Genomic DNA, 24,519 nt, shown 5'->3' with positions numbered 1-24,519 from the left:
TTCCGGAAGCACTCTAGAATCTCTTGCCGATCGTGAACACGGCACTGCGGCCAGGCGCTACAACGGCGCGGTTTGCGAAAGCTGCATCGTAATTCAACTCGTCGGTCAGGTTGTAGCCGTTGAGCGCGAAGCGCCAGCCGTCCCGCTCGTAGGAGGCCATGGCGTCGAGCGTGAAGTTCGACGGGACCTCCGCCGTGTTCCCCGAGTTGACGTAATACCCATCGGCATACGTTACGCCGCCGCCGAGGAGGATCTTGCCATCGACCGGCAAGTGCTTCGAAATCTCGTAGGTCGTCCAAAGGGAGAACGAGTGCTCGGGGACGAATGAGACCCGGTTACCCTTGTTCGCGTTTTCTGCAACCGGATTGTTGCCCGTCGTAGCCGGGTTATACAGGATCTCGCTGTCGAAATAGGCGTAGGCAGCCTGCACGATCCAGGCATCGGTAATGCTTCCGGTGACGCCGAGCTCAACACCCTGCACGCGCTGTTTTTCACCGGTGACAACGGTATCGCCGGCCGCGTCGGGGTAGGTCGAATTGCCCTTTTCGACGCGGAACAGCGCCGCGGTCAGGCCGAGTCTGCCGTCAGGCGTGCTGAGCTTGGTTCCGACTTCCCACAGCTCGTTCTCCTCGGGATCAGCCAGGTTCTGTCCCACAGTGGTAGGGATGGACGCGTTGTCGTTGGTGATGAACTGCCCGACCGGGGAGAACGACTTTGCCCAGGACGCGTAGTAAGTCTGATACTTGGTCGGCTCCCAGATCACGCTAAGCTTGGGACTCGTGAACTCGGAGGTCGTATCGGTATCCACCGCCGTTCCGCCGGTCCAGGAGCCCGTCGTCGTATCCGTCGCCTGATACTCGGCCGAGTAGCGGTCCCAGCGAATACCGCCGAGGATCGAGAAGGTATCCGTCAGCCAAACCCGGTCGCTCGCGAACAGACCGATGTTGTCGGACTCGGCGGATTTCAAGCTCAGCGGATTGTGCTGGACCGTGTAGCCCGAGGCCCGGAAAATCGGATTTCCGATGGTCCCAGCATTCTTGGTACCGACGTTCATGAGCTGCGTGCGATCGTCCTCCTGATAGAAGACGTCGATACCCGCGACAAGCTCATGACGCAGAACACCCGTATTGAACTTGGCAACAGCCGTCGTGATATTCTGTGCGCCCCAGGTCTCTTGATCGAAGCCCGCAGGGCCGCCAAAGCCGTGCTCGATATCGAACGTGCCGGCAACGACGCTTCCCAGACAGGTCGACGGGTCATCGCCGCTGCCGGGACAGTTTGGCACGGTCTGCGCGAAATAGCGTTCGTACCAGGCGATGCGCGTGTCGTTATGAATCGTGAGCCAGTCATTCACCTTGCTGGTGAGGCGGGCGGTGACCATGTCGACGCTGTAATCGTCCTTGTCAGTCTCCTTGCCATAGAAGTTCGTGCGAGGAACGCCGAACTCCGTTACGGGCTTTCCCTTGATGGAGCCTGCAGCGCCGTCAGGATCGACGATCGGCACGCCGAAGTCCGGCAGGCGCTCGCCATCCTGATGGAAATAGTTGACGGTGAGCTTCGTGTCTGTGCCGAGGCCGAAGCCCAACGAGCCGAGGAAACCGAAGCGCTCGCTGTAGAGATGATCGCGGTCTGCGAAATCCTGGTCGTGATAGAGCGCAACGGCGCGGGCGGCCGTGGTGGCGTTGATCTGCTTGTTGATGTCGACCATGGCCCGGTAGTAGTCGTCGGTGCCGATGGACGCCTCGAAATTGTAAGAGTCACCCAAGTGGGCGGTCTTCTGCGTGAGGTTGATGGCGCCGCCCGTCGTGCCCATGCCGAAGCTCTCGGACGAGGGGCCCTTGAAAACCTCAACCTGCTCGAGGGCAAAACTGTCGCGCACGTAGACGCCAAAGTCGCGCAAGCCGTCGACGTACATGTCGCCCTTGGCCTGAAAGCCGCGGATGCGGAACTGGTCGCCGTTCATGCCACCGCCGCCTTCGCCGATGTTGACGGTGACGCCGGGAACGCTGCGCAGCGCCTGGTCAAGAGTATTGACGCCCCGCTCTTTCATCTCACGTTGCGAAACGACGTTGACGGTCTGCGGCGTGCTCTGGAGCGTGCCCTGCAGACGGCCGAGACCGGTGCCGGATTGCAGCGTGTTGCCGGTCGAGGGCGTGAGAGCCGTGCCATCGCCGAAGGCCGGCTCAGCCAGTTCCTGATCAGCCGCATCCGGCTCGAACGCCATCGGGGCCGGCGAGCTGGCCGGAGCGGGCGCTTTCTTGGCTACGGTTTTCTTCTTCGCGGCCTTCTTGGCCGTGACCTCGAGCGGCGGCAAATCCGTCGCCGGCTCAGCGGCCTGCTGCGCGGACGCACCCGTCGCCGCCATCATCGAAACTAGGCCGAGCGACATGGCGCTCAGCGTCGCACTATCGCCAGCAAACCCAGCAGGCGTACGGCCGCAGGACGCGTCTTCCCCCACACACATATCGGCATTCTCCCCCAATAGAGACTGATATGTCACGACGCACGGGGGCTTGGTCTTAGGTGGCCTGGCTACCGTAAAGATACGTCTGTGAACGCACTCGCGTGACTGCGCGGAGTCTGCTTACATAACTTTTCTTGTCAAGTTATCCCGCGCTGCACGGCACCGTTTCGCCCGCTGGGGACAACATTTCTGCCACAGTGAAGAAATCCGCCGTAGAGAGCGGAAAAATGTGGAATCAACGCTGATTCTGAAGCGTTTTGAAGCGCCGTCAAGCCGACGCTCTCAGTTCGAAGAACGTGTGGATATGCTTCGAACATGGCATGCAAGCCGCACTTCGGTTTTGGCGCGAGGCGCTCGTCCGAGTCTTGCCAGAAGGCTGTTATTTGTCAGCCTTCGGCAAACGTTTTCGCTCGCCTTCGGCAAGACGGGCGAATCGCAAGCGATCAGGGGCTTCAGCGGATGTTGAACTGGATCGGCATGGTGAAGTCGCGCTCTCCGCCAGCCGGCATTTCCGGCGGCGGCGGAATCGGGCTCGCGCGCGACAGCATCTTCAGGGCTTCCTCGTCGAGCAGAGGTGAGCCGGATCCCCGCACCATGCGTGCGCTCTTCACGCGGCCTTCGCGATCGACCGAGAAGCTCACCGTCACGACGCCCTGGATGCGGCGGCTGCGCGCTTCTCCCGGATAGCGCTTATGCTTGCTGAGATGCAGGTTGAGCGCGCGCTGCCAGGACAGCTCAGCCTGATTGGGCTTGCGCGAGGCGCCCTGGCGTGGCGCGGCCGGCTTCGGCCCTTTTTCTGCCGCCTCGATGGGCGGCGGCGCGCTGGCAATGGAAGCGACCGTCTGAGCCTGGATCTCTTCCTGGGGCTTCTTCTCTTCTTCCTCTTCCTTTTCCTCGACCGGCTTCACCTTCTCCAGCGCCACCTCGGGCTCCGGAGCAAGGGGCGCCTCCTCGACGGCGGGAAGCAACTCGTCCGGCGAGGTTTCTTTCACCTCCTCGCTCGGGGGAACCGGAACGGAATCTTCGGACAGGGGGCCCGGCGCCAGATTGATCCGCTCCTCGGCCGGCGCGATCGGCATCGGCGCGAGCTCGACCATCATTGCGCCTTCCGGCTCTTCGTCGAACTCCTCGCTCTCCCATTGCCAGAGCGCCGCCGCGGCCCCGCCGACATGCAGCGTCAGCACGAGCAAACCGGCACCGATCCAGCGGTGCCAGCCTCGCCAGGAGGATTCCAGCAGCTCGAACGTGTTGATCATGGACTCGTGCCCGGTCCCGTCCCAGATGGTGCAGGTGATTGTTGACCTGGAACGGCAGGATTTGCAAGAGGCGCATCCTCAAGACCGACGAGGGCGACCTTGAGGTAGCCGGCGGCGCGCAAGAGGTTCATCACGACCATCAGCTCGCCGTAGGGAACTGTCTTATCTGCGCGCAAAAAAATGCGCTGCTGGCGATCCGATCCCGTGACTCCGTCCAGCGTGCCTGCAAGCTCGCCGCGCATGACGGTGTCGTTGCCGAACGCCAGCGTCAGGTCGGATTTTACAGTGAGGAACAGCGGCTTCTGCGGGCGCTGCTTGGGCTTGGCGCTGGCGACCGGCAGGTCGACGGGAACGTCCACAGTCGAGAGCGGCGCCGCCACCATGAAGATGATCAGCAGCACCAGCATCACGTCGATGAATGGCGTGACGTTGATCTCATGATTATCAGCCAGATCATCATCGTCGAGCTTGCCTGCCATGGACCTGCCCTCACTCTGCGGCGCGTGGCTGCGCAATTTTGATGCCGCGGTCGAGATCGCGGGATACGAGGCGCATGACCTCTGCCGAAGCCTCAGCGATCATGGCCCGATAGCCGCCGATCTGACGCGCAAAGTGGTTGTAAATGATGACGGCCGGGATGGCCGCGACGAGGCCGAGGGCGGTCGCGAGCAGGGCTTCGGCAATGCCCGGCGCGACAATCGCGAGGTTGGTGGTCTGGGCTTCGGAGATGCCGATAAAGCTGTTCATGATGCCCCAGACGGTGCCGAAAAGGCCAACGAAGGGGGATGTCGAACCGATAGTGGCGAGAACGCCGGTTCCACGATTCATATCGCGGCCCGCTGCAGCCGCAAGGCCGTCCAGCCGCGAGCTCACACGCTCCTTGATGCCGGCTTTGTCCGATACATCTGAAGAAAGCCCCAGCTCCATGACGGCAAGGTCGATCAAACCCGAGACGACGCCTTTCTGCCGGCTGAGGCGCTGAGCAGCCTCCGTCAGGGTGAGCGAGGCGTGAATGGTGGCGAACGATCGCGTAAGCCGGCGCTTCGCCCATGCCAACTCCAGCGACTTGGCCAGCCAGACCGTCCACGTGACGACGGACGCGAAGGCCAAGCCGATCATCACCGCCTTCACGACAATGTCGGCGGCAAGAAACATTCCCCAGGGCGAGAGGTCGCGCGGGAGATGGGACACGTCCGCAGCCGGGGCAGTCGTCGTGTCCTCCTCATCCGACCCATCGAGCGAGGTGGAGAAGGGCGCCGAGGCCGGATCGCCATTCTGCTCCGAAGACGGCTCGAAGGGATGCCCGGAAGACGTCCCCGCCGGCGTTGGCTGGGCCGGGGTCAGAGGCGATGTCGTATCTGCGGGAGCGGTCTCGGAAGGCGCCGCTTCGGAAGCGGGCCGCAGCCCGGGGTCTTCTGCGGGAGCCGCCGGTGGGGTCGCGGCGGGCTCTTCGGTCACCGTCATCGCGGGCATCGTCTCACCGAATGACGGGCGCTCCGCCCGGGCCGGATCGCTCTCGAGCAGCGTGTCCGGTGCCGCAGGGGTCGTCACGGCGGGCGCCGGGATTTGCTCTTGCGCCAGAACGGGGGACCAAGCCGTGCTCGCGGCGATGAGCAAAGCGGCGGCTGCGCGCACGGGGCGGGCTCTCCGGTTGCTACGTCCTGAACCGTTCGGCGAACAAAGTGTCATGGCTTTTACGGACCCGCGCGAGTGACAAAGATTTCCAAGGACATAAATTAAACTATACTCGTCCTGTCAATATTAGTCGTGCACGCATGCCCCAGGCTTCATCAGATGAGCCTGTGGAATACTGTCGCGCGCTGCGGCCTGCGCAGCAATGATGAGGCGGACCCCTCCTTTTTCACATCCCGAGGCTTGTGTCACCAACTATCGAAGGCTGGTCTATTGGGACTTGCGGCCCCCGGCGCCGGCAAGTCGCGAAATCAACGTAAGTGCTGGCTGGGAGCTAGGGTGCCGACATTTCCGCGGGATCCGGCTGAAATGCGCTTGCCTCCTCCGGCAAGCCGATTTGGCCAAAACTTTCGACCGGCTCGATCCAGTAGCTCAAATGTGGAATGGCGGTGGGGATCATAATCGTCTCGAGCAGATCAGCCGCACGCGCGCGCGGAAGAACGGCGACCAGAACGGTCCGTTTCACGCGGCCGCGGACACGCTCGGCGACGCTGGCCTTCTCAAAACCATGGCCATGCCCTTCGGCCGGCCACGATGTGAAGCCGCCGACAGGTGGCTCAGCCGCGAGGATCAGCTCGACGATACGGTCCGATCCTTTTGCTGGAGCGACGAGGGTGAGCTTGCATAGGGATTGATCCATATGGGCCTCCGTAGATCTTTCGGCTGGCCGGGAGACGAGCCGACACCAAAGCGCCGAAACAGGATGGGAAGAAGCAGGAGCGTCAGCATCGTCGAGGTGATCAGGCCGCCGATGACGACGATCGCAAGCGGCTTCTGAATTTCCGAGCCCGGACCGGTGGCAAACAGAAGCGGGACAAGGCCAAGAGCGGCGATACCTGCCGTCATCAGAACGGGGCGCAACCGGCGCGCCGCCCCTTCGAGAATGGCTTTTTCAAGCGGAACGCCCTCTGCCAAAAGCTGATTGAAATAGCTGACCAGCACGAGGCCGTTGAGCACCGCAATGCCGAGCAGAGCGATAAATCCAACAGATGCCGGAACCGACAGATAGGCACCCGAGATCCAGAGTGCCAGCATGCCGCCGACCAGCGCGAACGGCACATTGGCGAGGATCAGAAGCGTCTGGCGGAGCGAGCGCAGAGTTGCAAGGAGGACGCCAAAGATCAGGCTTATTGCCATCGGTACGACAATGGCAAGCCGCGCCGCCGCACGCCGCTGGTTCTCGAACTGGCCTCCCCACACCAAGCGATACCCCGGAGGCAGCACAACTTTCTCGTTTACCAACCTCTGAGCATCGTCGACGAACCCCACGAGGTCGCGGCCCGCGACATACGCTTGGATGATCGCAAAGCGCGACGCATTCTCACGATCAATCTTGACCGGCCCAGCCTCACGGCTGAGCTTCGCGATATCGCCGACACGCACCAGTCCGCCATCTCCAGCCGCGAGCTGCGTTCGTGCAAAGAGCTCCGGTGTGTCGCGGACGACCTTAGGCCCGCGGATGACGATGTTCGTGCGGCGGCCAGCCTCAGCGACGATCCCGGCGGAGGCGCCTTCGAGCAGGGCTCGCAGTTCGTCCTGGACATCCGTGACCGAAAGACCAGTACGGCCGGACGTCATCCGATCGATGTCGATCTGCAGATAGTCCACCGTATCATTCGCAACGGTCGACACTTCGGCGGCGCCCGGCACTGTCCCGAGCACCGCTTGTATCTGCCCGGCCAATTCGGATAGCGTCTCGAGATCCGGTCCGAACACCTTGATGGCAAGATCACCGCGCGCACCTGTCAGCATTTCTGCCGTGCGCATCTCGATCGGCTGGGTGAAGGCGAACTCGAAACCAGGCAGATCAGCCATGGCATCCCGCAGCGAGGCGATGAGCCAGTCCTTATCCGGCACGCGCCATTGTTCTTTCGGTTTTAGAACCAGGAACGCGTCTGTCTCGTTGAGGCCCATCGGATCAAGGCCGAGTTCGTCGGATCCCACACGGGCGACAATGCTTTCAATCTCCGGCACACGCTCCTTGAGCGTGCGCTGGATCAGAAGGTCTCCCCCGATGCTCGCTTCGAGATTGATCGAGGGCAGCTTGGTGACCTGCATGATCACCGATCCCTCGTCCATGGTCGGCATGAACGACTTTCCAATGGCGACATAGGCAATCACAGTCAGAGCAAGGCCGGTTAACGCCAGCGCGTAGACTGGCAGCGTGAACCGCAGCGCCGCAGAGAGCAGCGCACGATACCCCCGATTGAGGACACGCATAAGAAGCGGCTCTCTGTGCTGCCCGCTCCGCAGTAGGAAGGAGGAAAGCACCGGGGTCAGCGTCAACGAGATCACGAGCGACGCGCTCAGCGCAAAGACGATGGTGAGAGCGACGGGCGCAAACAACTTTCCTTCGAGGCCTTGCAGCGACAGAAGCGGAAGAAAGACGAGGCAGATGATGAGAATGCCCGAGGCAACCGGCGTCGCCACTTCGCTCGCAGCTTGATAGATCTTGTGCAGGAACGGAACGCGAGCATCGTTCGCATCCTGCTGGAGATGTTCGACGGCATTCTCCACGACCACGACGGCCGCGTCGACGATCAAGCCGATGGCGATCGCCAATCCGCCTAGGCTCATGAGGTTCGCCGACATGCCAAAGACGCGCATCATGGCGAAGGTTACGAGCGCGGCGAATGGCAGCGTCACGGCAACGACCAGCGCCGCTCTCAGATTTCCCAGGAACGCAAGCAGCAGAACGACGACGAGGACCGTCGCTTCCATGAGCGACTCTCGGACGGTTCCGACCGCGCGCTGGATCAAGTCCGAGCGATCGTAGAAAACCTCCAGGCGGACACCATCCGGAAGGCCCGGCTGCAACTCCTGAAGCCGCGCCTTGATGGCGGTAACCAGAGCACTGGCATCGGCGCCGCGCAGCGAAAGCACGAGCCCCTGCACGGCTTCGCCTTTGCCGTCCCTGGTGACGGCGCCATAGCGGGTGAGGCTGCCGATCCGAACCGTCGCCACATCCCCGAGGCGCAGAACGCGCGGCCCGTCCATCTTCAGAACGACCTGGGTCAGATCATGCGGGGTCTGGATCGCACCCTCTGCGCGCACGACGATGGCCTTCTCCCCATCGCCGAGGCGGCCGGCACCGTCGTTCCGGTTGCCCTTTCCTATGGCGTCGATCACGTCCGATACCCCGAGCCCGGCAATGGCAAGCGCCGCGCTGTCAGGGATGACCTCGAACGTACGCACAAAGCCGCCAAGCGCATTGACATCGGCCACACCCGGAATGGTGCGCAGGGCCGGACGGATCGTCCAGTCGAGCAAGGTGCGTCTCTCCTCAAGCGAGAGATCGCCACCCTCGATGGTGAACATGAACACATCCGACAGCGGTGTCGAAACTGGCGCTAGCCCGCCTGTGACGCTTGCGGGCAGCTCGTCCCGTATGCCGGCGAGGCGCTCCGCCACCTGCTGGCGCGCCCAATAGATATTCGTGTCATCCTCAAAATCGAGCGTGATGTCGGCGACGGCGTACTTGGCCATCGAGCGCAGGATAGTTTGGTGCGGAATGCCGAGCAGCTCGAGCTCGATCGGCGTGATCACGCGCGTCTCGACCTCCTCTGGCGTCATCCCGGGCGCCTTCAGGATCATCTTGACCTGAACGGGCGAGATGTCCGGGAAGGCATCTATAGGAAGTTGGCTATACGCATAGCCGCCGAGCGCAGCGACGAATGCTGAAAAGAGCAGTGTGAAGGTGCGCTGCGTGAGCGAAAATCCGACCAGCCTGCGAAGCACGTCATTCCCCCGAAAGCATGGCTTCGAGCTGCGGAAGACCGTTTGCGGCAACTTCCTGACCAGGACGCACGTCGCCGGCAACCGTTGCCCGTAACGGCGACCTTCCGCGAACCGTCACGGGCGTGAGCGTGAAACCGGCGTCGCTCCGCACAAACATCACATGCGACTTGCCAATCCACGCAACAGCTGCTGCGGGCACGTCCAATCCGCCCGTCTCGGTCGGGCGCAGAAGGCTGAGCGTAACCATCTGGCCGGGAAGAAGCCCGGATCCGGCGGGGATGGAAGCGAGCATCAACGCAGACCGGGTCGTACGGTCGAGCGAGCCGCTGATCGAGATCACCGCTCCTTGAGGGCCGTCCATAACCTGGACCGCATCGCCAGGGCGAATACGCGTCACCAGCTCTGCCGGAACCTGCGCCTCGACCCACACTTCGGGGCGCGTCGCGATGGTTATCGCCGGCGCCATGGCCGCAAGCGTCGCGCCCGGCGTCGCCTGGGTGTCGATCACGACGCCGGATTCCGGCGCCACAATGGTATATTGCCCGCCTTCGCCGACGCGGAGGCCGCCAAGCGAGAGCGTCCGCTTATGCTGCTCGAGAACCGCGCCGATTTTGATCACCTGGGCCTCGGCCTCGTCCGCCACCAGAGCGTTTGCGATGCCCTTATTCGCGAGATCGCGTTTTCTGGCCGCCACCGCCTCGGCGATCTGGAGCTCGGCTTCGGCTTGTTTGAGCTGGCTCAATGCATCGAGCAGATCCCGGCTTTCAATAACGGCCAGCGGCGCACCCTTGGCAACGGTTTGTCCGGGAAGCACAAAGACACGGATGACAGACCCCGCAAACGACGCAGCCGCGACGAGACGCGCGTTGAGGGCTGGTACGATGGTGCCCGGAAGCACGGCGACGGCCTCCGTGTCGGCACTTTTGACCTCGGCCAGCTTGATCTCCATGCGCTCGACCTGCTCAGGGCTGAGCGTCAGTCTCTGGGCACTGGCGATCGATGCGGAGCCGAAGAGGGCTACCAGAGCGAGCGTGCCAATTGGGATGCGACGGGCCACGGCGAAACCTTTTTTCTGTCAACGACAGATGCGGTGTGCCGTGCCGAGCTGAACGCAACCTGAATGGGCTGGGCCCCATAAACCTTTTCAGCTTGCTTTCAGGTCATCCATGCACAACCGCGACCGCTATTACGGAGGCGGACAATTCATATCCTTCTGGTCGAAGATGACGACGAGATCGCCCGGCGCATTATCGCCGGGCTGACGCTGGCCGGGTTCGCGGTGGAGCGCGCGGATAATGGCGCCGACGGCTATGCCATGGGCGCCAGCGACGATTTCGATGCGGCGATTCTCGACTTGGGCCTTCCTGAAATGGAAGGGCTCGATGTGCTGCGGCGCTGGCGCCGGGAAGGCCGGGCGCTTCCGGTGCTGATCCTGACCGCGCGAGGCACATGGTCAGAGAAGGTCGATGGCCTCAACGCCGGTGCCGACGACTACATCTCGAAGCCATTCCATATTCCGGAGATCGTCGCACGCCTTAAAGCACTGATCCGAAGGACATCCGGGCACGCCAGCGCTCTGCTTACCCATGGGCGCGTCGTGCTCGATACCGCAGCCGGTCGCGTTACGCTCGACGGCGAGCCCGTGGAGCTAACGGCCCGCGAGCTCAGAATGCTCAATTACTTCATGCACCGCATCGGACGCATCATTCCGCAAGCCGACCTGGTCGAGCACCTCTACACCATCGATGAGAGCCGCGAGTCCAATACCATCGAGGTCTATGTCAGCCGACTGCGCCGCAAACTCGGCGCTGAGGTCATTACGACCGTGCGAGGCCTCGGCTACCGCATGGACTAGCGAGGATACCATGAGCCTCAAACGCAGGCTGATCGTGGTCGCATCGATCTGGATCGTCGCCGGGATGATCGTCGGCGGCTTCCTGCTGTCTGCGATATTCCGGGAGCTCGTCACCGTTCAATTCAATGACGAGCTCCATGTTCACCTCGACGAATTGCGGCGCCTTGCTGAAATCTCGCCTGACGGAGCCATCTTGCAGCGCGACCTGAGCGACCCGCGTTACGATGTGCCGGAATCCGGTTTCTACTGGGAGATCCAAAGAAACGGCAGCATCATCGCACGCTCAAAGTCGCTCGACGGCCCTGCGTTGGATATTCCCGCGGATCCTCCAACGAACACATACATTCATTCCTATTCGATCGCCGGCCCAACAGGGACGCTGATGGTCCTTGAGCAGGCAAAATGGATTGATCCCTCCGGAACGCCCGTGCGCTTTGTCATCGGCACCGATAAGCGCCACCTCGATGATGTCCTGCACAGCTTCGACAGCATGCTCGGATATACCTTGGCGGCGTTCGCCGCGCTCATGATCGCCGCCTCGGCGCTGCTCATTCTCTACGCCATGCGCCCGTTCGACCAGCTCCGGACCGCCCTCGGTACCGTGAGGTCAGGGCAATCGACGGAGGTAGGCGGAACCTTTCCGAGAGAGGTTCAACCGCTGGTGGATGATCTCAATACGCTCCTCAAGTCCACCGCCGAGCTTATCGGACGCGCTAGAATTCAGGCCGGAAACGTTGCGCATGGCCTGAAGACGCCGCTCGCTGTGCTAACCGACGAAGCGTATCAGATCAAAGAGAAGGGGCTTCACCAATCGGCTGCGATTATTCTCGATCAATGCCGAAAAATGCAAACTCAGATCGATTACCAGATCACCCGTGCGCGAGCGGTGGCCATGCGCTCGGCACCGGGCATGGTTGCCTCCGTGCAAAAGGCGGCGCTCGAGGTCACGAGCGCGTTGAGCCGCCTCCACAAGGCGCGCCCCATATCGATTGAAACCAATATTCCGCCGTCCGTCTCGGTAGCGTGTGATGCGCAAGACCTGAACGAGATGATTGCCAACCTGGTCGACAATGCATGCAAGCATGCACGCAAACGCGTCGGCATATCGTTAGCGCAGCCATTGCAGCAGGATCGTGTCACGGTAGCCGTGGAGGATGATGGCGCCGGCCTTCCACCGGAGGCCTACGAGATCGTGTTCAACGTCGGCGAGAGATGGGACAGCCAGAAGCCAGGATCGGGTCTCGGGATGGCGATCGTGCGCGATCTGGCGAGGCTTTACGGCGGCGATGTCCGCCTCGGCTCATCAACATACGGTGGGCTCGCAGCCTATCTCGAGCTTCCGAAAGCTACGCAATAAGGCCAGCAGAAGGATTGCCCTATGGCCAAGTCACGAGCGCACTCTGTAAGGCCTTCGGGTTTCCCCGGCCTCGTCGTGGCGTTGCTTTTCATCGTGGCGGCTTTGCTGCCGCTCATAGCAGCCCTAAGCACCGGGATGCAGTTGGGACGCACGTCTGCCGAGTTTGCGACGGCGCTCGGGTTGACCGCTGCCGCCCTCTTGTTTCTGCAATTCTGGAGCTCAGGCCGCTACGAGAGCATCTCTGGCCGCATCGGTATCGACCGCACGATGGGATTTCACCGCATCGCGGCCTACGCTCTGCTCGCCTTCGCAATACTTCATCCCTTGAGTTACCTGGCAAATACCGCGCTCGCCGATCCGGTCGCGGCGTGGAACCGGCTCATGGCCATGGCATCCAGTCCGCGTTTGCGCAGTGGCGTGGTCGCGCTGGCCGGCTTGATTATCATTGTCTTCCTGGCCGCGCTGCGCACACGCCCCTACATGCGCTACGAGTTCTGGCGTATGTTCCATGGGCCGCTGGCCATTCTCGTGGCGGGCCTGGTCCTGCATCACGCCCTGACAACCGGTGCCTATAGCTCTCAGGCGCCGCTGCGCTATCTCTGGATCCTATATGCCGTCGGCGCCATGGCGGCGATCGTTCTCGTTTACGTGGTGAGGCCCTGGCGCATGTGGCGCGAGGATTGGCGTGTCGAGCAGGTGCGGAGGCTCGGCGAGCGGACCGTCGAAATGATCCTGCTCGGGCCCGTGACCACCCAGCTTCGCTTCCGCGCAGGTCAGTTCGTTTGGATGACACTCGCGCCCCATCGGCCGCCCTTCCACGATCATCCCTTCTCGATCGCATCAGCTCCCGCCGAGCTTCCCCACTTGCGGCTCGTGATCAACGAGGTTGGCGATTGCACGCGCTCCTACGAGCGCACGGCACCGGGCACCCGCGTCGCTATTGACGGCCCACACGGCAGTTTTATCGTACCTTCGGATAAAGCTCCGGTATTACTGCTGGCTGGCGGCGTCGGCATCGCGCCGCTTCTCGGCGCCATTGAGGACGCTGCGGCCCGCGGCGATCCAAGGCCCTACCGGCTTCTCTTTGCGGCACGACAACAAGAAGATTTGATTTGCCTCGATCGGCTGCGCGAATTGCAATCGAAGCTCGATCTCTCCATTCGTTGCTTGGTCGATGAAGGCCATCGCGAAAACCAAACCGGGACCGGACCGCTGAACTCGCGCCACGTGCGTGATCTCGTCGAGGGCATCGATCCCCAAGGAGCGGTTGCACTCGTCTGTGGCCCGCCCGGAATGATGGAGGTGGCTACCGATGCACTTCTCGCGGCCGGTATTCCTGGGAACTCCATCCTATACGAACGATTTGACTTCGGCGCTGGCAAGAGCCGGCTCGACAAGAGGCGTCGCAATCAAGCGTTGCTGATACTGGCGGCAATCATCGCAGCGATGGCAGCTTTCAGCGTACGATAAACAGAGAGCCGCGTGCCTCCTGCCTGACGCTTATCGGACCATTCGAGAGTGGTCGTCCGTCAAGGTCAATCGGCTGTCTCCATCGGAGCTCGACATCGTCGAGCTCCGATGGAAGCGTTTCAGAAGCTCACGGTCAGCCCAACATTGAACGAGCGTCCTTCGCCGGGCACGTTGCCTCGCGGCGAAGCCCAGTAGTAGTGACCGCCAAGTGGATCTTCGAAATACGTATCGAAGACGTTCTTCACTCCGGCATCGAGCCGAAGGTTGTCCCACTCGTAACTGCTCCGCAGATTGACGAGGGTGTAGCCGCCGGTTTGCAACTCGTTGCGCACCGTATCGACGTTGTGCTTCCCCGCAACGGCATAAAGCTCGATCGCACTCGTCCAGGGCCCCACAGAGTGGATCAGCGCGAGCGTGCCGTGCAGCGGCATCATATGATAGAGGCTGATGCCTGTGTCGGCATTCTCACCGCGTACGTAGCCGGCCGATCCTATCAGGGCAAAGCGGCCGAGCTGGCTTGAGTCCGCGAGCAGAAGGCTGCCCGAGATGTTGACGCCATAGAGCTCGGCATCATGATTGGCGAACTGGAGATAGACCGTTCCGGTCGATCCGCCGCTCAGTTTCTCGACGCCGATATAGTCCTCCACGAAGGTGTAGTATGGCGTTACCTTGAGCTCCCAGTCCTTTGCCGGGCCGCTGCTCCAGCCGGCCGTGAAGCTCACCGTATGCGCGACCTCCGGATCAAGCTCGGGATCGCCGACATAGCCGTTGAGGTCACCGAACCATCCGATCATGCGCATGGCCATGCCACCGACACCCCACGTGTAACGCTCATAGAGATTTGGCGACCGCGTTTTTCGTGCGTATCCGACCTCATAGCTTTCCGAGATCGACGGCTCGTATCTCGCAAGCGCCGTCACATCGAAATTGGCGTCCGTACGTGCATGGTCCCGGGAATTGAATGCCACCGCGGCGGCGGCATCGGGGTTCGGCATCATGCACCCCATGCCGAGGCAATTCGCGGTGCTATAGGGCGCGACCTTGCCGGTATCCATCCACACCATGTCATTGCGCGCGCCGAGCAGGGTCGACCATGCGCGGTCCCAGCGGCGTTCCCACTCGACGAAGGTGCCGAGGCGGTCGCGCGTGCCGTCGTTGATGTTCCAGAAGGTATCGGGACTCATCATCGTCCGCCCTGCAACGGGCGGCCACCAATCATCGAGCCCCTGGTGGTAAAACTCGTTGCCGATGTGCACCACGTCACGGTCGGTCAGCGCGATCTCGGCCCTCACCGAGTACCCCGCATCTTCGCCCTTTGTGTTCATCGGCATATCCCTGGGCGGGGTCGAGGCATACTTCTTGTCGTCGAGGAAGTTCATCTTGTGCGCGGTGTTCTGGTAGAAGGCCTTAGCCTCGAGCTTCCCCCAGGCGAACGTTCCGACATAGCGAGAGTTCAAGAACCAAGCCTCGTTCTCGACCATATCCATGGCCTGGTTCACATAGCCCTGAGCCGGGATGTACTGGACGCCGCCCTGGATAACGAAGAGATCTTCACCGTTACGGACGGCGAGCTGAACGGAGTGGTTCTGCGCCTCGTACTCGGACGACATGACCTCGGCGCCACGACCGTCCTCATAATTGCCGGAGCGCGTCCATGCTCCGGCATAGTTCACGCTGACGTTGTGACTTGCCGCATGTGCAGTCGCCGACGTCCCCACGCCATCTCCGTTGCTGCGATAGAACGCGGTGACGCTGCCCGCCGTGTGGACGCTCTCGCCGGCTCCCGCAAAGTGCGGCGGTAGGGTTTCGACCAGTACCGTTCCGCCGAGGCTGTCGCCGCCTTTCGACACTGGTGTCACGCCGGCCAGCACCTCCACATATGCAATTTGTGATGGGTCCGCGTAGGAGAGCGGCGGGTTCATGTGGTTACCGCAGGCCGACGCGACGACCATCCCGTTCAGCAGCACCTTCACGCGATCGTCATTGAGCCCGTTGATGACTGGGAGGCCGGACACGCCACCGGCTTTAAAAATGCTGACGCCAGGCGCATGCCGCAGGAGCTCGGCAGTGTCGCTCGACTGGGGAATTCGCGATTGGATCTCGCGCCGGCCGATTGCCATCGATGAGAGCGGAGCGGCGAGCTTACCGGCGCTGGTGTCGACCATCGTCTGATCGTCCGCTGTGGCTGCCACATCGTCCGTAGCAACAGCCGAAGAGGGTTCGCCGACGGATTGAGCGCCGGCTTCCTGAGCGCGCGGGGATGATTTTGCTGCCTTGATTTTTGCCTTGGATGGCGCCGGCTGAACGACTGTGATTTCCGGCAGGCTTTCGGCCTCTTGAGCCGCCGCTGGCGGACATGTGGCCATAAGAGAGCCGAGTGCGGTCGACGAAAGCAGAACCGCCTTCGCCCGCGTTACGCGAAGCAAGCAGAGCATGGTGACAATTCCCTGGAAAGACCTGGACGATGAGCCCGGGGCAGGCCCGGACGAGGAGAGAGGTCAGGCCAATGCAGGGGGGCCGCGGGCCGATGCGGCGCCGGGCTGAAGTGTCAGACTGAACAGAAGCCGCGCCGACGCATAGGTAACGGAGGCATATTCGACAGCGGCTGACAGTACCGTCGCCTCGCTCGCGAGGCCGAGCAGAGCCGAAAGCGCGAACGGACATGTTTCATGGGATGGCTGGGGTTGCCGCGGATCGGTCTCACCCTCGTCGAGAACAATCTCCTGCGGCCCATGCTCCGTGCAGATCACCACCGTGAAGCCGATGGATGCCGCTGTCACCGGCGCAAGCATAAATCCGGCAGGGACCAGTGCGCGCACCAATAGCGCAAGCAGCATGAGGCAGGTTAGTCGTTGGCGCATGCTCGAAGGCCGTACCGTCCAGACAGATCAGCCAAGCTCTAGCCCTGCTCGAAACTCGAAAACAAGCCGAATAACATCGCGATGCTTCACAGCGCAATGACCTGTAACAGAAGCGGCACGACTTCATTGACATAGATCACAAAACATCGGAATTGACCGCCATTCGGGGCAACGAGAGATCCACCTGCCCGGGGGAAACACCATAGCGCCAATTCAGACTCCAACCCACACAGAGCTCCAAGCGAAACCACGCGAAACAATACTTTTGCCGCATTGTTTTATCAAATTTGACAAATATCAAAATTGACAATCGCCACTGCGACTACCCGCCGTTAGCCTGCCAAAATCGAAAACAATTCGAATACAACGCAGCCGCACATGCGCACCTGCAACGCACGAAAAATCACGACACTTTGGGAACCTTGAGCCTAGTCATCGCCATGCTTCAGCGCTGACAACCCCTTGTTGTCACTAGTGTTTTTACCTGAGAAATAAAGTATTAAAAATACAAACACACACCAAATCTCAAAAGCCAAGATAAAAGCATGTTTAAATGCACACTTTCTGCAATTTAATTCAATTTTTATCATTGACCATGAGTCTCGCGCGAGCCACCCGATCATTGGAGATCGACATGCTCAACAAGATTCCTTTTCCAACACTCTCGATTGGTTATCGCCTTGGCGCTGGATTTTCTTTAATTACCGCAATTCTGACCATCGCCGTCGGCACTACGTTTGTGATCGTGTCCGGTTTATCGACGACAGTGGAGCGGATGACTAACCTGAGAATGCCGGTTTCGATATTGAGCACTGAGCTCGAGGGACGCGTACTCTCGACGCTGGCCACTTTGCGCGGGTATCTCCTCACAGGAAACGCCGCGATGAAGGCGAATTTCAATGCGGCGTGGGAAGATCTCGACGCGACATCCAAAGCATTCGATCAGCAAGCCGCGCGCTTTACTAATCCGGCTAACAGAGAACGATGGGCCGAAGCGAAGACAACCCTGCAAGAGTTCAAGGACGTCCACGAACAGATTATGCGCGTCGCCTTCACGGATGATGCGTTTCCGGCAACGAAACTCCTGTCGGAAGATGCAACGCCCCGTCTCGCCACCATGCTTTATGAGATCACGAATATGATCAATGAGGAGGAGAGTCTGGGCGCTGACTATGAGCGCAAGCGGCTGCTCAAGACCATGGCTGACGTGCGCGGCAACCTCACCTCCGCTGCCGCCCATCTCCGGACGTTTCTTCTCACAGGGGATGCTACCTCGAAAGAGGAGTTCCAGCAGACTTTGGAACTCTTCTCCGCCGCCCTGGGGATGCTCTCAAGCCAGAGTGCGGCGTTATCTTCGACGCAAGAGAGCGCATTCGCAACGTTCACGATGGCTCACGCCGAATTCCCGGCCATTACGGCTCGCATTATTGCTGCTCGCGAAGCGCCCGATTGGAACCGCCCGGCATATCTCCTTGCAACCGAGGCGGCGTCACGCGCGGATAAGATCCTCGATCTTATGATCGGCGCGAGAGGGGCGAATGGATCACGCTCGGGCGGCATCAAGGGCGATCAGCAGGAGATGCTGCTGGCCGACTCCGCCAACATCGCCCGTGAAACGGCGTTCCTGAATTCGATGCAGTGGCTTCTTCTTGTCGTGGGGCTTGTGGGTGCTGCAGCCATCACCCTTTTCACAACAAGGAAGATCGCTCCACCCATCCGGGCCATGACGCAAACCATGAAGGTTCTGGCTGACGGCGAGACCTCGGTGGAAATTCCCCACCTCGGGCGCAAGGATGAAATCGGCTCTATGGCGAGTGCCGTCCAGGTCTTCAAGGACAACCTGATCCGCACACGCAAGCTCGAAGAGGAGGCGGAAGCACAGAAGGCCGCAGCCGAGATCGAGCGCCGCCGCGCAGTTCTTGAGCTGGCCGACAATTTCGAGCAAGCCATCGGCTCCGTGGTGCAGACTGTTTCCGACGCAGCTACTGAACTGCTCGTGGCAGCGCAAACTCTGTCGGCTTCGTCCGAGGAAACGTCGACGCAATCAACAGTCGTGGCGGCAGCATCTGAACAGGCAGCTACGAATGTCCGCGGTGTTGCTGCAGCGGCGGAGGAACTGTCCGGCTCTGTGCGGGAGATCAGCCGCCAGATCGATGAGTCCACACGAATTGCCGAGCAGGCAGCTGAAGAAGCACGTCGTACCGACGTCCAAGTGACAGAGCTTTCCGATGGCGCGAATAAAATCGGAATGATCGTCGAGTTGATCAGCAATATCGCTCGCCAAACTAATCTTCTGGCCTTGAATGCGACCGTGGAGGCGGCGCGGGCAGGAGAAGCGGGCAAAGGTTTCTCGGTGGTCGCTCAGGAGGTGAAGGCACTAGCTGAACAGACGACCAGGGCAACGGCAGAGATTGCATCGCAGATCGGCACGTTGCAGGCGTCCACGGAGCACGCCGCGAAGAGTATATCGGTGATCAGCAAGACCGTCGGGGATATGAACGGCATTGCATCGGCCATCGCTGCGGCTGTAACCGAGCAGAGCGCTGCGACCGATGAGATTACGCGCAACGTTCACGAGGCGGCCAACGGTACTACAGAGGTGACGGCCAACATAGCTGGCGTTCACCAGGCAGCGGAGAGTTCGAGTGCAGCGTCCAGCCAGGTTCTGACTGCCGCGGGAAATCTATCTGAACAATCGGAGCAACTCCGGGCCGAGGTAAACCGCTTCCTGGCCACGGTCAGAGCTGCTTAAACGCGAACTTCAGGCTTAGCATCTGACCCCGGATTGCTCTGGGGTCAGATCTGGCCTGCTGACACGATGATTGCACGCTTGGCTGCGGATGGGCTTTGGATCTCGAATTTACATCTGCCGTGATACCTGCTGCCGCGACTACCTCAACGACAACGGCGCTGTCTCCTTCACGGTGCGGATCACGATATTGCTGCGAATGTCTTTGACCATCGGCAGCAGAAGCAGTTTGCCTAACAAGAACTGCTCATAGTGGGCCAGATCCGGCACGACAACCTCAAGCAGAAAATCGGTTTCCCCGGACAAGAGGTGGCAGGCGACAACCTCCGGCATCTCAATGAAAGCCGCCTGAATCACTCTCGCATTCTCATCTCGGTGACCGTCTACCTTGACGCCGACCATGACGGTAAGCCCCAAGCCGACCTTGGCCCGGTCGAGCAGCGCGCGATATCCCGTGATTGCGCCCGCCTGCTCCAGGGCCTTCACGCGCCTCAAGCAGGGGGTGGCCGACAGTCCGATCCGATCGGCCAGATCGGCGTTGGTCATGCGTCCGTCAGCCTGCAGTGCGCTCAGGATCTTCAGATCGATCTCGTCGAGGGATATTGGCATAATCCACTTTTCTTGCCGTGGAATTGAGTGAAAACAACTACGGTAGCCTGCATTCCCTGTCCAGAACGCGAGGACATGCTCCGTCCTTTCGTGGGACCTTTGCGTCGAGCGGGAAGGATGTGGGATGAGCTTTCGAGATGAAGCCGCAATGACGGTCACAGCGCTGCAGGCTTATGCTGAACGAGCAGCGACCCGCGAAGGCCGTGGCGCACAGCGGCGGGCGCCATCGCCAGTGTTATCGAACGGCAAACCGATCTCGCGCAGGCGGCTGCCGACCTGCTCCGCGCGACTCCCGGTATCGAGGTCGCTGTCCAGCCACAAACCAACATCGTTTGCGTCAGGCTTCAGGGCACAGATGAGTTGCAGCTCTCCGTCCGCAAGCGGCTGACGCACGATGGCGCTTTTTATATCTCGACCGCGGAGGCTTTGGGAAAGCGGTGGCTTCGGCTTGCACTCATGAATCCGGAGGCGACGATCGACGACATCGCTGAACTTCGAACGGACGTTCTGGCTCTCCGGCAGATCCCATCATTGAGGCGGATATGAACTTTTCCCAGTTCGTCGCTGGCGGCAGCCGAGCAATAACGGAAGGAGCCGTGCTTGAGCGCGTCAGGCGCGACCCTGATCTCGCCCTCGATTCGCACATCCTCAACGGTGGCTTCGTCTACGATGCAAAAGCCCGCGGCCGATTGGCCGAGATCCATACTAACTACCTGAGTTTGGCGCGAGAGGCGCGGCTTCCGATCCTCGCGTTCACCGACACTTGGCGATGTTCCCAGCGTGCGATTGACGCCTCGCGTTTCAAGGGGCGGGCCGTCAACCAGGATAATGCCCGCTTCTTGAACGAGCTGCGCGCCTCCCTTGGAGAGGGCTCTCCAATTTTCATTGGCGGGCTCGTTGGCCCCTCGGGTGACGCTTACAAACCCGAGGACGGTCTCGACCGACGTTCTGCCGCCGACTTTCATCGCCCGCAAATTCTTGCGCTCGCATCTGCGGGGATCGACTTTTTGCATTTGGCGACGGCCCCTAACGTTGAAGAGGCCCTGGGGGTCGCCGATGCGATGGCAGAAACGGATCGGCCTTATGTCATCAGCTTCGTCATTCGCCGCACCGGCGTCGTGCTCGACGGAACACCACTTGTTCAGGCCATGGATCGGATCGACGCGGATGCCGCCCGTCCTCCAATCGGCTTCTCCATCAACTGTGTCCATGCTCGGGTGCTGGAGACGGCGCTGGAAGCGGTCGCAACCACTCGCCCCGAGGCCTGTCGGCGCATCCTGACTTTCCAGGCCAACACCGCCGACGCCGAGGTGGAAGAGTTGGATAACAGCGAAGTGCTGGTGACCGAACCGGCGGAGGAGTTCGCGGATCGCATCGCAAGGCTGGCGAGCCGGTTCAGCCTGCGTGTCCTTGGCGGCTGCTGCGGTACAGAGGGTAAGCACATCGAGGCCCTGGCAAGCAAACTGACCGGCAAAGAGACCTTGGCCTGATGCGCGGGCGGCTTGCGCCCATCATCAGTCGAGTCGTCGAACCGCAGGACCTATGAGTCCATACCGCTATAGCAAGAGAACAACTCTATGATCGATACTGCCACGCTCATCAAAGGCGCGCTCATTGGCATCGCCGGAACCGTTCTTCTGGATGTCTGGGCGCTATTCCTTGCCCGCGTATGGAACATCCCGGCGACCAACTGGGCGATGGTCGGCCGATGGCTCGGCCATATACCCCGCGGCAAATTCCACCACACATCGATGAGCGAAGCGGAATCCGTGAAGGGGGAGCACGCAATCGGGTGGATTGCGCATTACGTGATCGGCATCGGATATGGCCTTCTTCTTCTCGCGCTTTGGGGATCCGCATGGCTGACGGAGCCGACGATCCTTCCGCCGCTCGTCTTGTCTTGGGTGCTCTTGGTCGCTCCATATTTTCTGATGATGCCGAGTATGGGAATGGGCTTCTCCGGCTCCAAGACGTCAAAGCCTGCAATCACACGCATCAAGAGCGTCGTGTCCCACTCGGTTTTCGGGCTCGGGATGTATCTCGCCGGGGAAGCACTGGCGCATCTATGGCCGACGGCAGTGTAGAGCCGTTCCGGTTTAAGTAGAATCGGGAAGGGCTCTAAGTTTTTGTCCGGTCGTGCTTCTTATCGGAAAACCGGTTCCCACTTTTCCGGAAGCACTCTAGGGGCTTCGTACGAATATGACGTGATGCGAAGCGATGTGCGCCGTGGCGCATAAGGTCGCCCCAACGCCGTTGGGACAGATGCCGCTGAGCATCGAGGGCAATCTCGCGAAGATGCCGAATCAAGAACAAATGAAGTACGCCGCGGCTGCATGGGATGGTACCGCCTCCCCGGATCGAACGGGGGACCTCTAGATCCACAATCTAGCGCTCTAACCAGCTGAGCTAAGGCGGCTTACCAATTATTGCGGCCGGCCCGGCGAAGAACGGAACTCAGAGGAGGTCCTGTCCACCGGCTGCATACGGGCGGTCAGAGGCGCCTTATAGAAGCTCGCACCGCTGCCTGCAATCCTCATATCCATCGTAGCGCAAACCTTCAAGCCGGGATAGCATCGAGGCCGCAACCCATCCTCACATATCGATTTTTGGAAGGTTGTCGGGCAGGGTTCCCGGCGGCAGGCACGGGCGGCCCGAAGCGCGGCAATGAAAGACGCCACGGCCGTCCTGGCGGCACTCCATGGCCCGTTTATCGGCGTTGTCCCAGTCCTGGTAGCCGCGGCCGAGGGCTCCGGCGCGAGACGACCACCATTGCTGAGCCGCTGCGTGCGCCTCCTCCTGCGTCGCGCCCGAGGAAAGGCCGCTCTCGAGCGGGTCGCCGCAGTATTTTCCGGCCGCGAGGCCCGCTTGCGACGCAATGGTCACCAGAAATCCTGTCGCGGCACCCAGCAAACCCGCTCCAATCCGCATGCCCTATGCTCCCTTTCGACGGCTGCTTCTCATGGCAGCCGCGCTCCAATGACAATCCCCCGCGGGCCGCCCGCGCATTTGATGCGATGGATCTCCCGCCCCCGTTCGAGATCGACCACGGAAATGTCGTCGGAAAACCAGTTGGCGACGTAGGCCCGCCGGCCGCCGGCACCGATGGTGACACCTTCGGGGTAGCCGCCGACCCGTACCGAGGGAGACGGCGCGCCGCTCCTGTCAAGGATGGAGAGCGTGCCTGCCTGCTGGTTCGTGACGACGAGACGCGAACCATCGGGCGTCACCGCCGCGCCGTAGGGCATGGCGCCGCCGCTCGCCCACGTCTCGATGACCTCCCGCTTCCCCGTATCGATCACGGAGACGGTGCCAGCCTGCACGTTGGCAACGTAGAGGCGCGCCGCGTCGGGCGAGAGCGCCAATGCAAACGGCGCGCGCCCCACGGGAATGGTGGCTGCGACCGTGAGATCATCCGTACGGACGACGCTCACGTCGTCGCTTTCGCGATTGGCAACGAAAAGGAGGCTTTCGTCAGGTGACAGAAGCAGATGAGCCGGCGCACGCCCGACCGCCACGCGCGTGGGAGCGGCCCGACCATCGGCGTCGAGAATCGAAACATGAGCACCGTTCCAGTCGCCGACGAAGATCCGTCCGTCCGAAGCTACGGCGATGCCGAAGGGAGAGCCGCCGATCTGAAGCTTCTGCGTAACGCGGCGGCTTGCGAGATCGACGACGGTGACCTGGCCGAGATCGGGGTGCGTGATGTAGGCCCGGGCGGACGCCGGAGCCAGAGCCATCGCGGCCGGCGCCTTGTCCAAAGCGAGCGTGAACAGCGTCTCCGCTTCGGACTCGTCCTCGAACGCGCTCAACGCGGAGCCGGACTGGCTCAGGACATAAATGCGCTCGCCGGCCCCTGCATCGCTTGTAAACAGCGCTGCCAGAGCAGCGGACAGCGTGAGCAGCCGCAGGCGAGATCGCATCGTCCTGGTCTCCTTCAGCCGCCGCCTTCGACCTTTGCCTTGAGGCCCTTGAGGCCTTCCTGCATGAAGCTGGTCATGGCCTTCACGGCCGCCTCGTCATTCAGATGATCGGGTGGGAAGTTGCTCGTGTCGCCACGGTAGAAGCGGCTGATCCATGTCACCTCACTGCCATCGCCCGACGGCGCGACGGCGATGGTCGCCGAATAAAAGCTGACCGGAAGCACTTCGACGTCTTCCGTCGAAAGGCGATAGCCGTAGAACATCTCCGCATCGTTGTACTCGTCGAGGCCCTCGACGAGGTCGCCGCTCTCCAACGTGATGGTGCGCGTGGCGCCCGCCTCGTTGCCACCACTCGCCTCTGCCTTCTTGATCCCGGGGTGCCAGCTCACATCCCCGAACGCCTTGAGGGCGGCCCACACGTTCGCGGGCGGGGCGCCGATCGTGATCTTTTCCTCAGCCTTCTGCGGCGTCGGTCCATGCGCGAAGGCCGGTATCGCGACGGCGAAGCCGAGCGCCAGGGCGCACATTACGCGGGCTATGAGCATTGC

Annotated in this window: 19 protein-coding genes and 1 tRNA gene; 6 read left to right on the top strand and 14 right to left on the bottom strand. The window is 61.4% G+C overall.

The features are described from left to right. Positions 1–13: 13 nt before the first annotated feature. The 7 genes from V7P99_RS01795 to V7P99_RS01765 all read right to left on the bottom strand — a co-directional run bounded on the left by V7P99_RS01795 (position 14) and on the right by V7P99_RS01765 (position 10,207). Positions 14–2,464: a TonB-dependent receptor gene (locus V7P99_RS01795; protein WP_333793108.1), complete on the bottom strand. Its 2,451-nt coding sequence runs from the start codon at positions 2,462–2,464 to the stop codon at positions 14–16. Positions 2,465–2,916: 452 nt separating this feature from the next. Then, complete coding sequence (locus V7P99_RS01790) at positions 2,917–3,720, bottom strand: energy transducer TonB (protein WP_333793107.1); 804 nt, start codon at positions 3,718–3,720, stop codon at positions 2,917–2,919. Then, positions 3,717–4,199, bottom strand: coding sequence for a TonB system transport protein ExbD (gene exbD / locus V7P99_RS01785; RefSeq protein WP_333793106.1), 483 nt, complete (start codon positions 4,197–4,199; stop codon positions 3,717–3,719). Before exbD ends, V7P99_RS01790 begins: the two co-directional genes overlap by 4 nt. 10 nt (positions 4,200–4,209) lie before the next feature. Continuing rightward, a complete protein-coding gene (exbB, locus tag V7P99_RS01780; RefSeq protein WP_333793105.1) occupies positions 4,210–5,355 on the bottom strand; it encodes a tonB-system energizer ExbB in 1,146 nt (381 codons plus the stop codon). Between the two features lie 331 nt (positions 5,356–5,686). Next, positions 5,687–6,052 carry a DUF3240 family protein gene (locus V7P99_RS01775; protein WP_333793104.1) on the bottom strand — a complete coding sequence of 122 codons (366 nt, stop codon included), beginning with the start codon at positions 6,050–6,052 and terminating at the stop codon, positions 5,687–5,689. Continuing rightward, entirely contained in the window at positions 5,983–9,150 is a 3,168-nt protein-coding gene (locus V7P99_RS01770; protein ID WP_333793103.1) for an efflux RND transporter permease subunit, read from the bottom strand. Before V7P99_RS01770 ends, V7P99_RS01775 begins: the two co-directional genes overlap by 70 nt. A 1-nt stretch (position 9,151) precedes the next feature. Further along, positions 9,152–10,207 (bottom strand): efflux RND transporter periplasmic adaptor subunit, encoded by a 1,056-nt coding sequence (locus V7P99_RS01765; protein ID WP_333793102.1) that lies wholly within the window; start codon positions 10,205–10,207, stop codon positions 9,152–9,154. Positions 10,208–10,351: 144 nt separating this feature from the next. Here V7P99_RS01765 and V7P99_RS01760 point away from each other — a divergent pair, with 144 nt between their 5' ends. The 3 genes from V7P99_RS01760 to V7P99_RS01750 are packed head-to-tail and all read left to right on the top strand — an operon-like array spanning position 10,352 to position 13,832. After that, entirely contained in the window at positions 10,352–11,005 is a 654-nt protein-coding gene (locus tag V7P99_RS01760; protein ID WP_333793201.1) for a response regulator transcription factor, read from the top strand. Between the two features lie 10 nt (positions 11,006–11,015). After that, a complete protein-coding gene (locus tag V7P99_RS01755; protein ID WP_333793101.1) occupies positions 11,016–12,362 on the top strand; it encodes a HAMP domain-containing sensor histidine kinase in 1,347 nt (448 codons plus the stop codon). Between the two features lie 21 nt (positions 12,363–12,383). Beyond that, positions 12,384–13,832 (top strand): ferredoxin reductase family protein, encoded by a 1,449-nt coding sequence (locus V7P99_RS01750; RefSeq protein WP_333793100.1) that lies wholly within the window; start codon positions 12,384–12,386, stop codon positions 13,830–13,832. A 119-nt stretch (positions 13,833–13,951) separates the two neighbouring features. On the opposite strand, the gene V7P99_RS01745 is transcribed toward V7P99_RS01750, so the two are convergent. Together V7P99_RS01745 and V7P99_RS01740 are read right to left on the bottom strand one after the other, a co-directional pair. After that, positions 13,952–15,997 (bottom strand): TonB-dependent receptor, encoded by a 2,046-nt coding sequence (locus tag V7P99_RS01745; protein WP_333793099.1) that lies wholly within the window; start codon positions 15,995–15,997, stop codon positions 13,952–13,954. A 333-nt stretch (positions 15,998–16,330) separates the two neighbouring features. Next, positions 16,331–16,693, bottom strand: coding sequence for a DUF2946 family protein (locus tag V7P99_RS01740; protein ID WP_333793098.1), 363 nt, complete (start codon positions 16,691–16,693; stop codon positions 16,331–16,333). 634 nt (positions 16,694–17,327) lie between these two features. On the opposite strand from V7P99_RS01740, the gene V7P99_RS01735 reads away from it, so the two are divergent. Beyond that, a complete protein-coding gene (locus V7P99_RS01735) occupies positions 17,328–19,445 on the top strand; it encodes a HAMP domain-containing methyl-accepting chemotaxis protein (protein ID WP_333793097.1) in 2,118 nt (705 codons plus the stop codon). 138 nt (positions 19,446–19,583) lie between these two features. On the opposite strand, the gene V7P99_RS01730 is transcribed toward V7P99_RS01735, so the two are convergent. Beyond that, entirely contained in the window at positions 19,584–20,051 is a 468-nt protein-coding gene (locus V7P99_RS01730) for an Lrp/AsnC family transcriptional regulator (protein WP_333793096.1), read from the bottom strand. A 542-nt stretch (positions 20,052–20,593) separates the two neighbouring features. On the opposite strand from V7P99_RS01730, the gene V7P99_RS01725 reads away from it, so the two are divergent. Together V7P99_RS01725 and V7P99_RS01720 are read left to right on the top strand one after the other, a co-directional pair. Further along, positions 20,594–21,541, top strand: coding sequence for a homocysteine S-methyltransferase family protein (locus tag V7P99_RS01725; RefSeq protein ID WP_333793095.1), 948 nt, complete (start codon positions 20,594–20,596; stop codon positions 21,539–21,541). Between the two features lie 87 nt (positions 21,542–21,628). Continuing rightward, positions 21,629–22,135 carry a DUF2938 domain-containing protein gene (locus V7P99_RS01720; RefSeq protein WP_333793094.1) on the top strand — a complete coding sequence of 169 codons (507 nt, stop codon included), beginning with the start codon at positions 21,629–21,631 and terminating at the stop codon, positions 22,133–22,135. A gap of 255 nt (positions 22,136–22,390) precedes the next feature. On the opposite strand, the gene V7P99_RS01715 is transcribed toward V7P99_RS01720, so the two are convergent. From V7P99_RS01715 to V7P99_RS01700, 4 genes are all read right to left on the bottom strand, one after another. Beyond that, a tRNA-His gene (locus V7P99_RS01715) sits at positions 22,391–22,467 on the bottom strand. A 176-nt stretch (positions 22,468–22,643) separates the two neighbouring features. Next, complete coding sequence (locus tag V7P99_RS01710; protein WP_333793093.1) at positions 22,644–22,979, bottom strand: hypothetical protein; 336 nt, start codon at positions 22,977–22,979, stop codon at positions 22,644–22,646. Positions 22,980–23,008: 29 nt separating this feature from the next. Continuing rightward, positions 23,009–23,971: a YncE family protein gene (locus tag V7P99_RS01705; RefSeq protein WP_333793092.1), complete on the bottom strand. Its 963-nt coding sequence runs from the start codon at positions 23,969–23,971 to the stop codon at positions 23,009–23,011. Positions 23,972–23,985: 14 nt separating this feature from the next. After that, a complete protein-coding gene (locus V7P99_RS01700; protein ID WP_333793091.1) occupies positions 23,986–24,516 on the bottom strand; it encodes an SRPBCC family protein in 531 nt (176 codons plus the stop codon). Between the last annotated feature and the right edge of the window lie 3 nt (positions 24,517–24,519).

The sequence above is a fragment of the Hyphomicrobium sp. genome (assembly GCF_036780825.1).
Lineage (GTDB): Bacteria > Pseudomonadota > Alphaproteobacteria > Rhizobiales > Hyphomicrobiaceae > Hyphomicrobium_C.
Note: the sequence above shows the minus strand (reverse complement) of the source record. Positions and strands in the feature narration are given on the sequence as shown.

Coding starts and splice junctions, on each gene's coding strand:
- V7P99_RS01795 (WP_333793108.1), bottom strand. CDS start 2,464: ATGTGTGTGGGGGAAGACGCGTCCTGCGGCCGTACGCCTGCTGGGTTT.
- V7P99_RS01790 (WP_333793107.1), bottom strand. CDS start 3,720: ATGATCAACACGTTCGAGCTGCTGGAATCCTCCTGGCGAGGCTGGCAC.
- exbD (WP_333793106.1), bottom strand. CDS start 4,199: ATGGCAGGCAAGCTCGACGATGATGATCTGGCTGATAATCATGAGATC.
- V7P99_RS01775 (WP_333793104.1), bottom strand. CDS start 6,052: ATGGATCAATCCCTATGCAAGCTCACCCTCGTCGCTCCAGCAAAAGGA.
- V7P99_RS01755 (WP_333793101.1), top strand. CDS start 11,016: ATGAGCCTCAAACGCAGGCTGATCGTGGTCGCATCGATCTGGATCGTC.
- V7P99_RS01750 (WP_333793100.1), top strand. CDS start 12,384: ATGGCCAAGTCACGAGCGCACTCTGTAAGGCCTTCGGGTTTCCCCGGC.
- V7P99_RS01745 (WP_333793099.1), bottom strand. CDS start 15,997: ATGGTCGACACCAGCGCCGGTAAGCTCGCCGCTCCGCTCTCATCGATG.
- V7P99_RS01740 (WP_333793098.1), bottom strand. CDS start 16,693: ATGCGCCAACGACTAACCTGCCTCATGCTGCTTGCGCTATTGGTGCGC.
- V7P99_RS01735 (WP_333793097.1), top strand. CDS start 17,328: ATGCTCAACAAGATTCCTTTTCCAACACTCTCGATTGGTTATCGCCTT.
- V7P99_RS01730 (WP_333793096.1), bottom strand. CDS start 20,051: ATGCCAATATCCCTCGACGAGATCGATCTGAAGATCCTGAGCGCACTG.
- V7P99_RS01725 (WP_333793095.1), top strand. CDS start 20,594: ATGAACTTTTCCCAGTTCGTCGCTGGCGGCAGCCGAGCAATAACGGAA.
- V7P99_RS01720 (WP_333793094.1), top strand. CDS start 21,629: ATGATCGATACTGCCACGCTCATCAAAGGCGCGCTCATTGGCATCGCC.
- V7P99_RS01710 (WP_333793093.1), bottom strand. CDS start 22,979: ATGCGGATTGGAGCGGGTTTGCTGGGTGCCGCGACAGGATTTCTGGTG.
- V7P99_RS01705 (WP_333793092.1), bottom strand. CDS start 23,971: ATGCGATCTCGCCTGCGGCTGCTCACGCTGTCCGCTGCTCTGGCAGCG.
- V7P99_RS01700 (WP_333793091.1), bottom strand. CDS start 24,516: ATGCTCATAGCCCGCGTAATGTGCGCCCTGGCGCTCGGCTTCGCCGTC.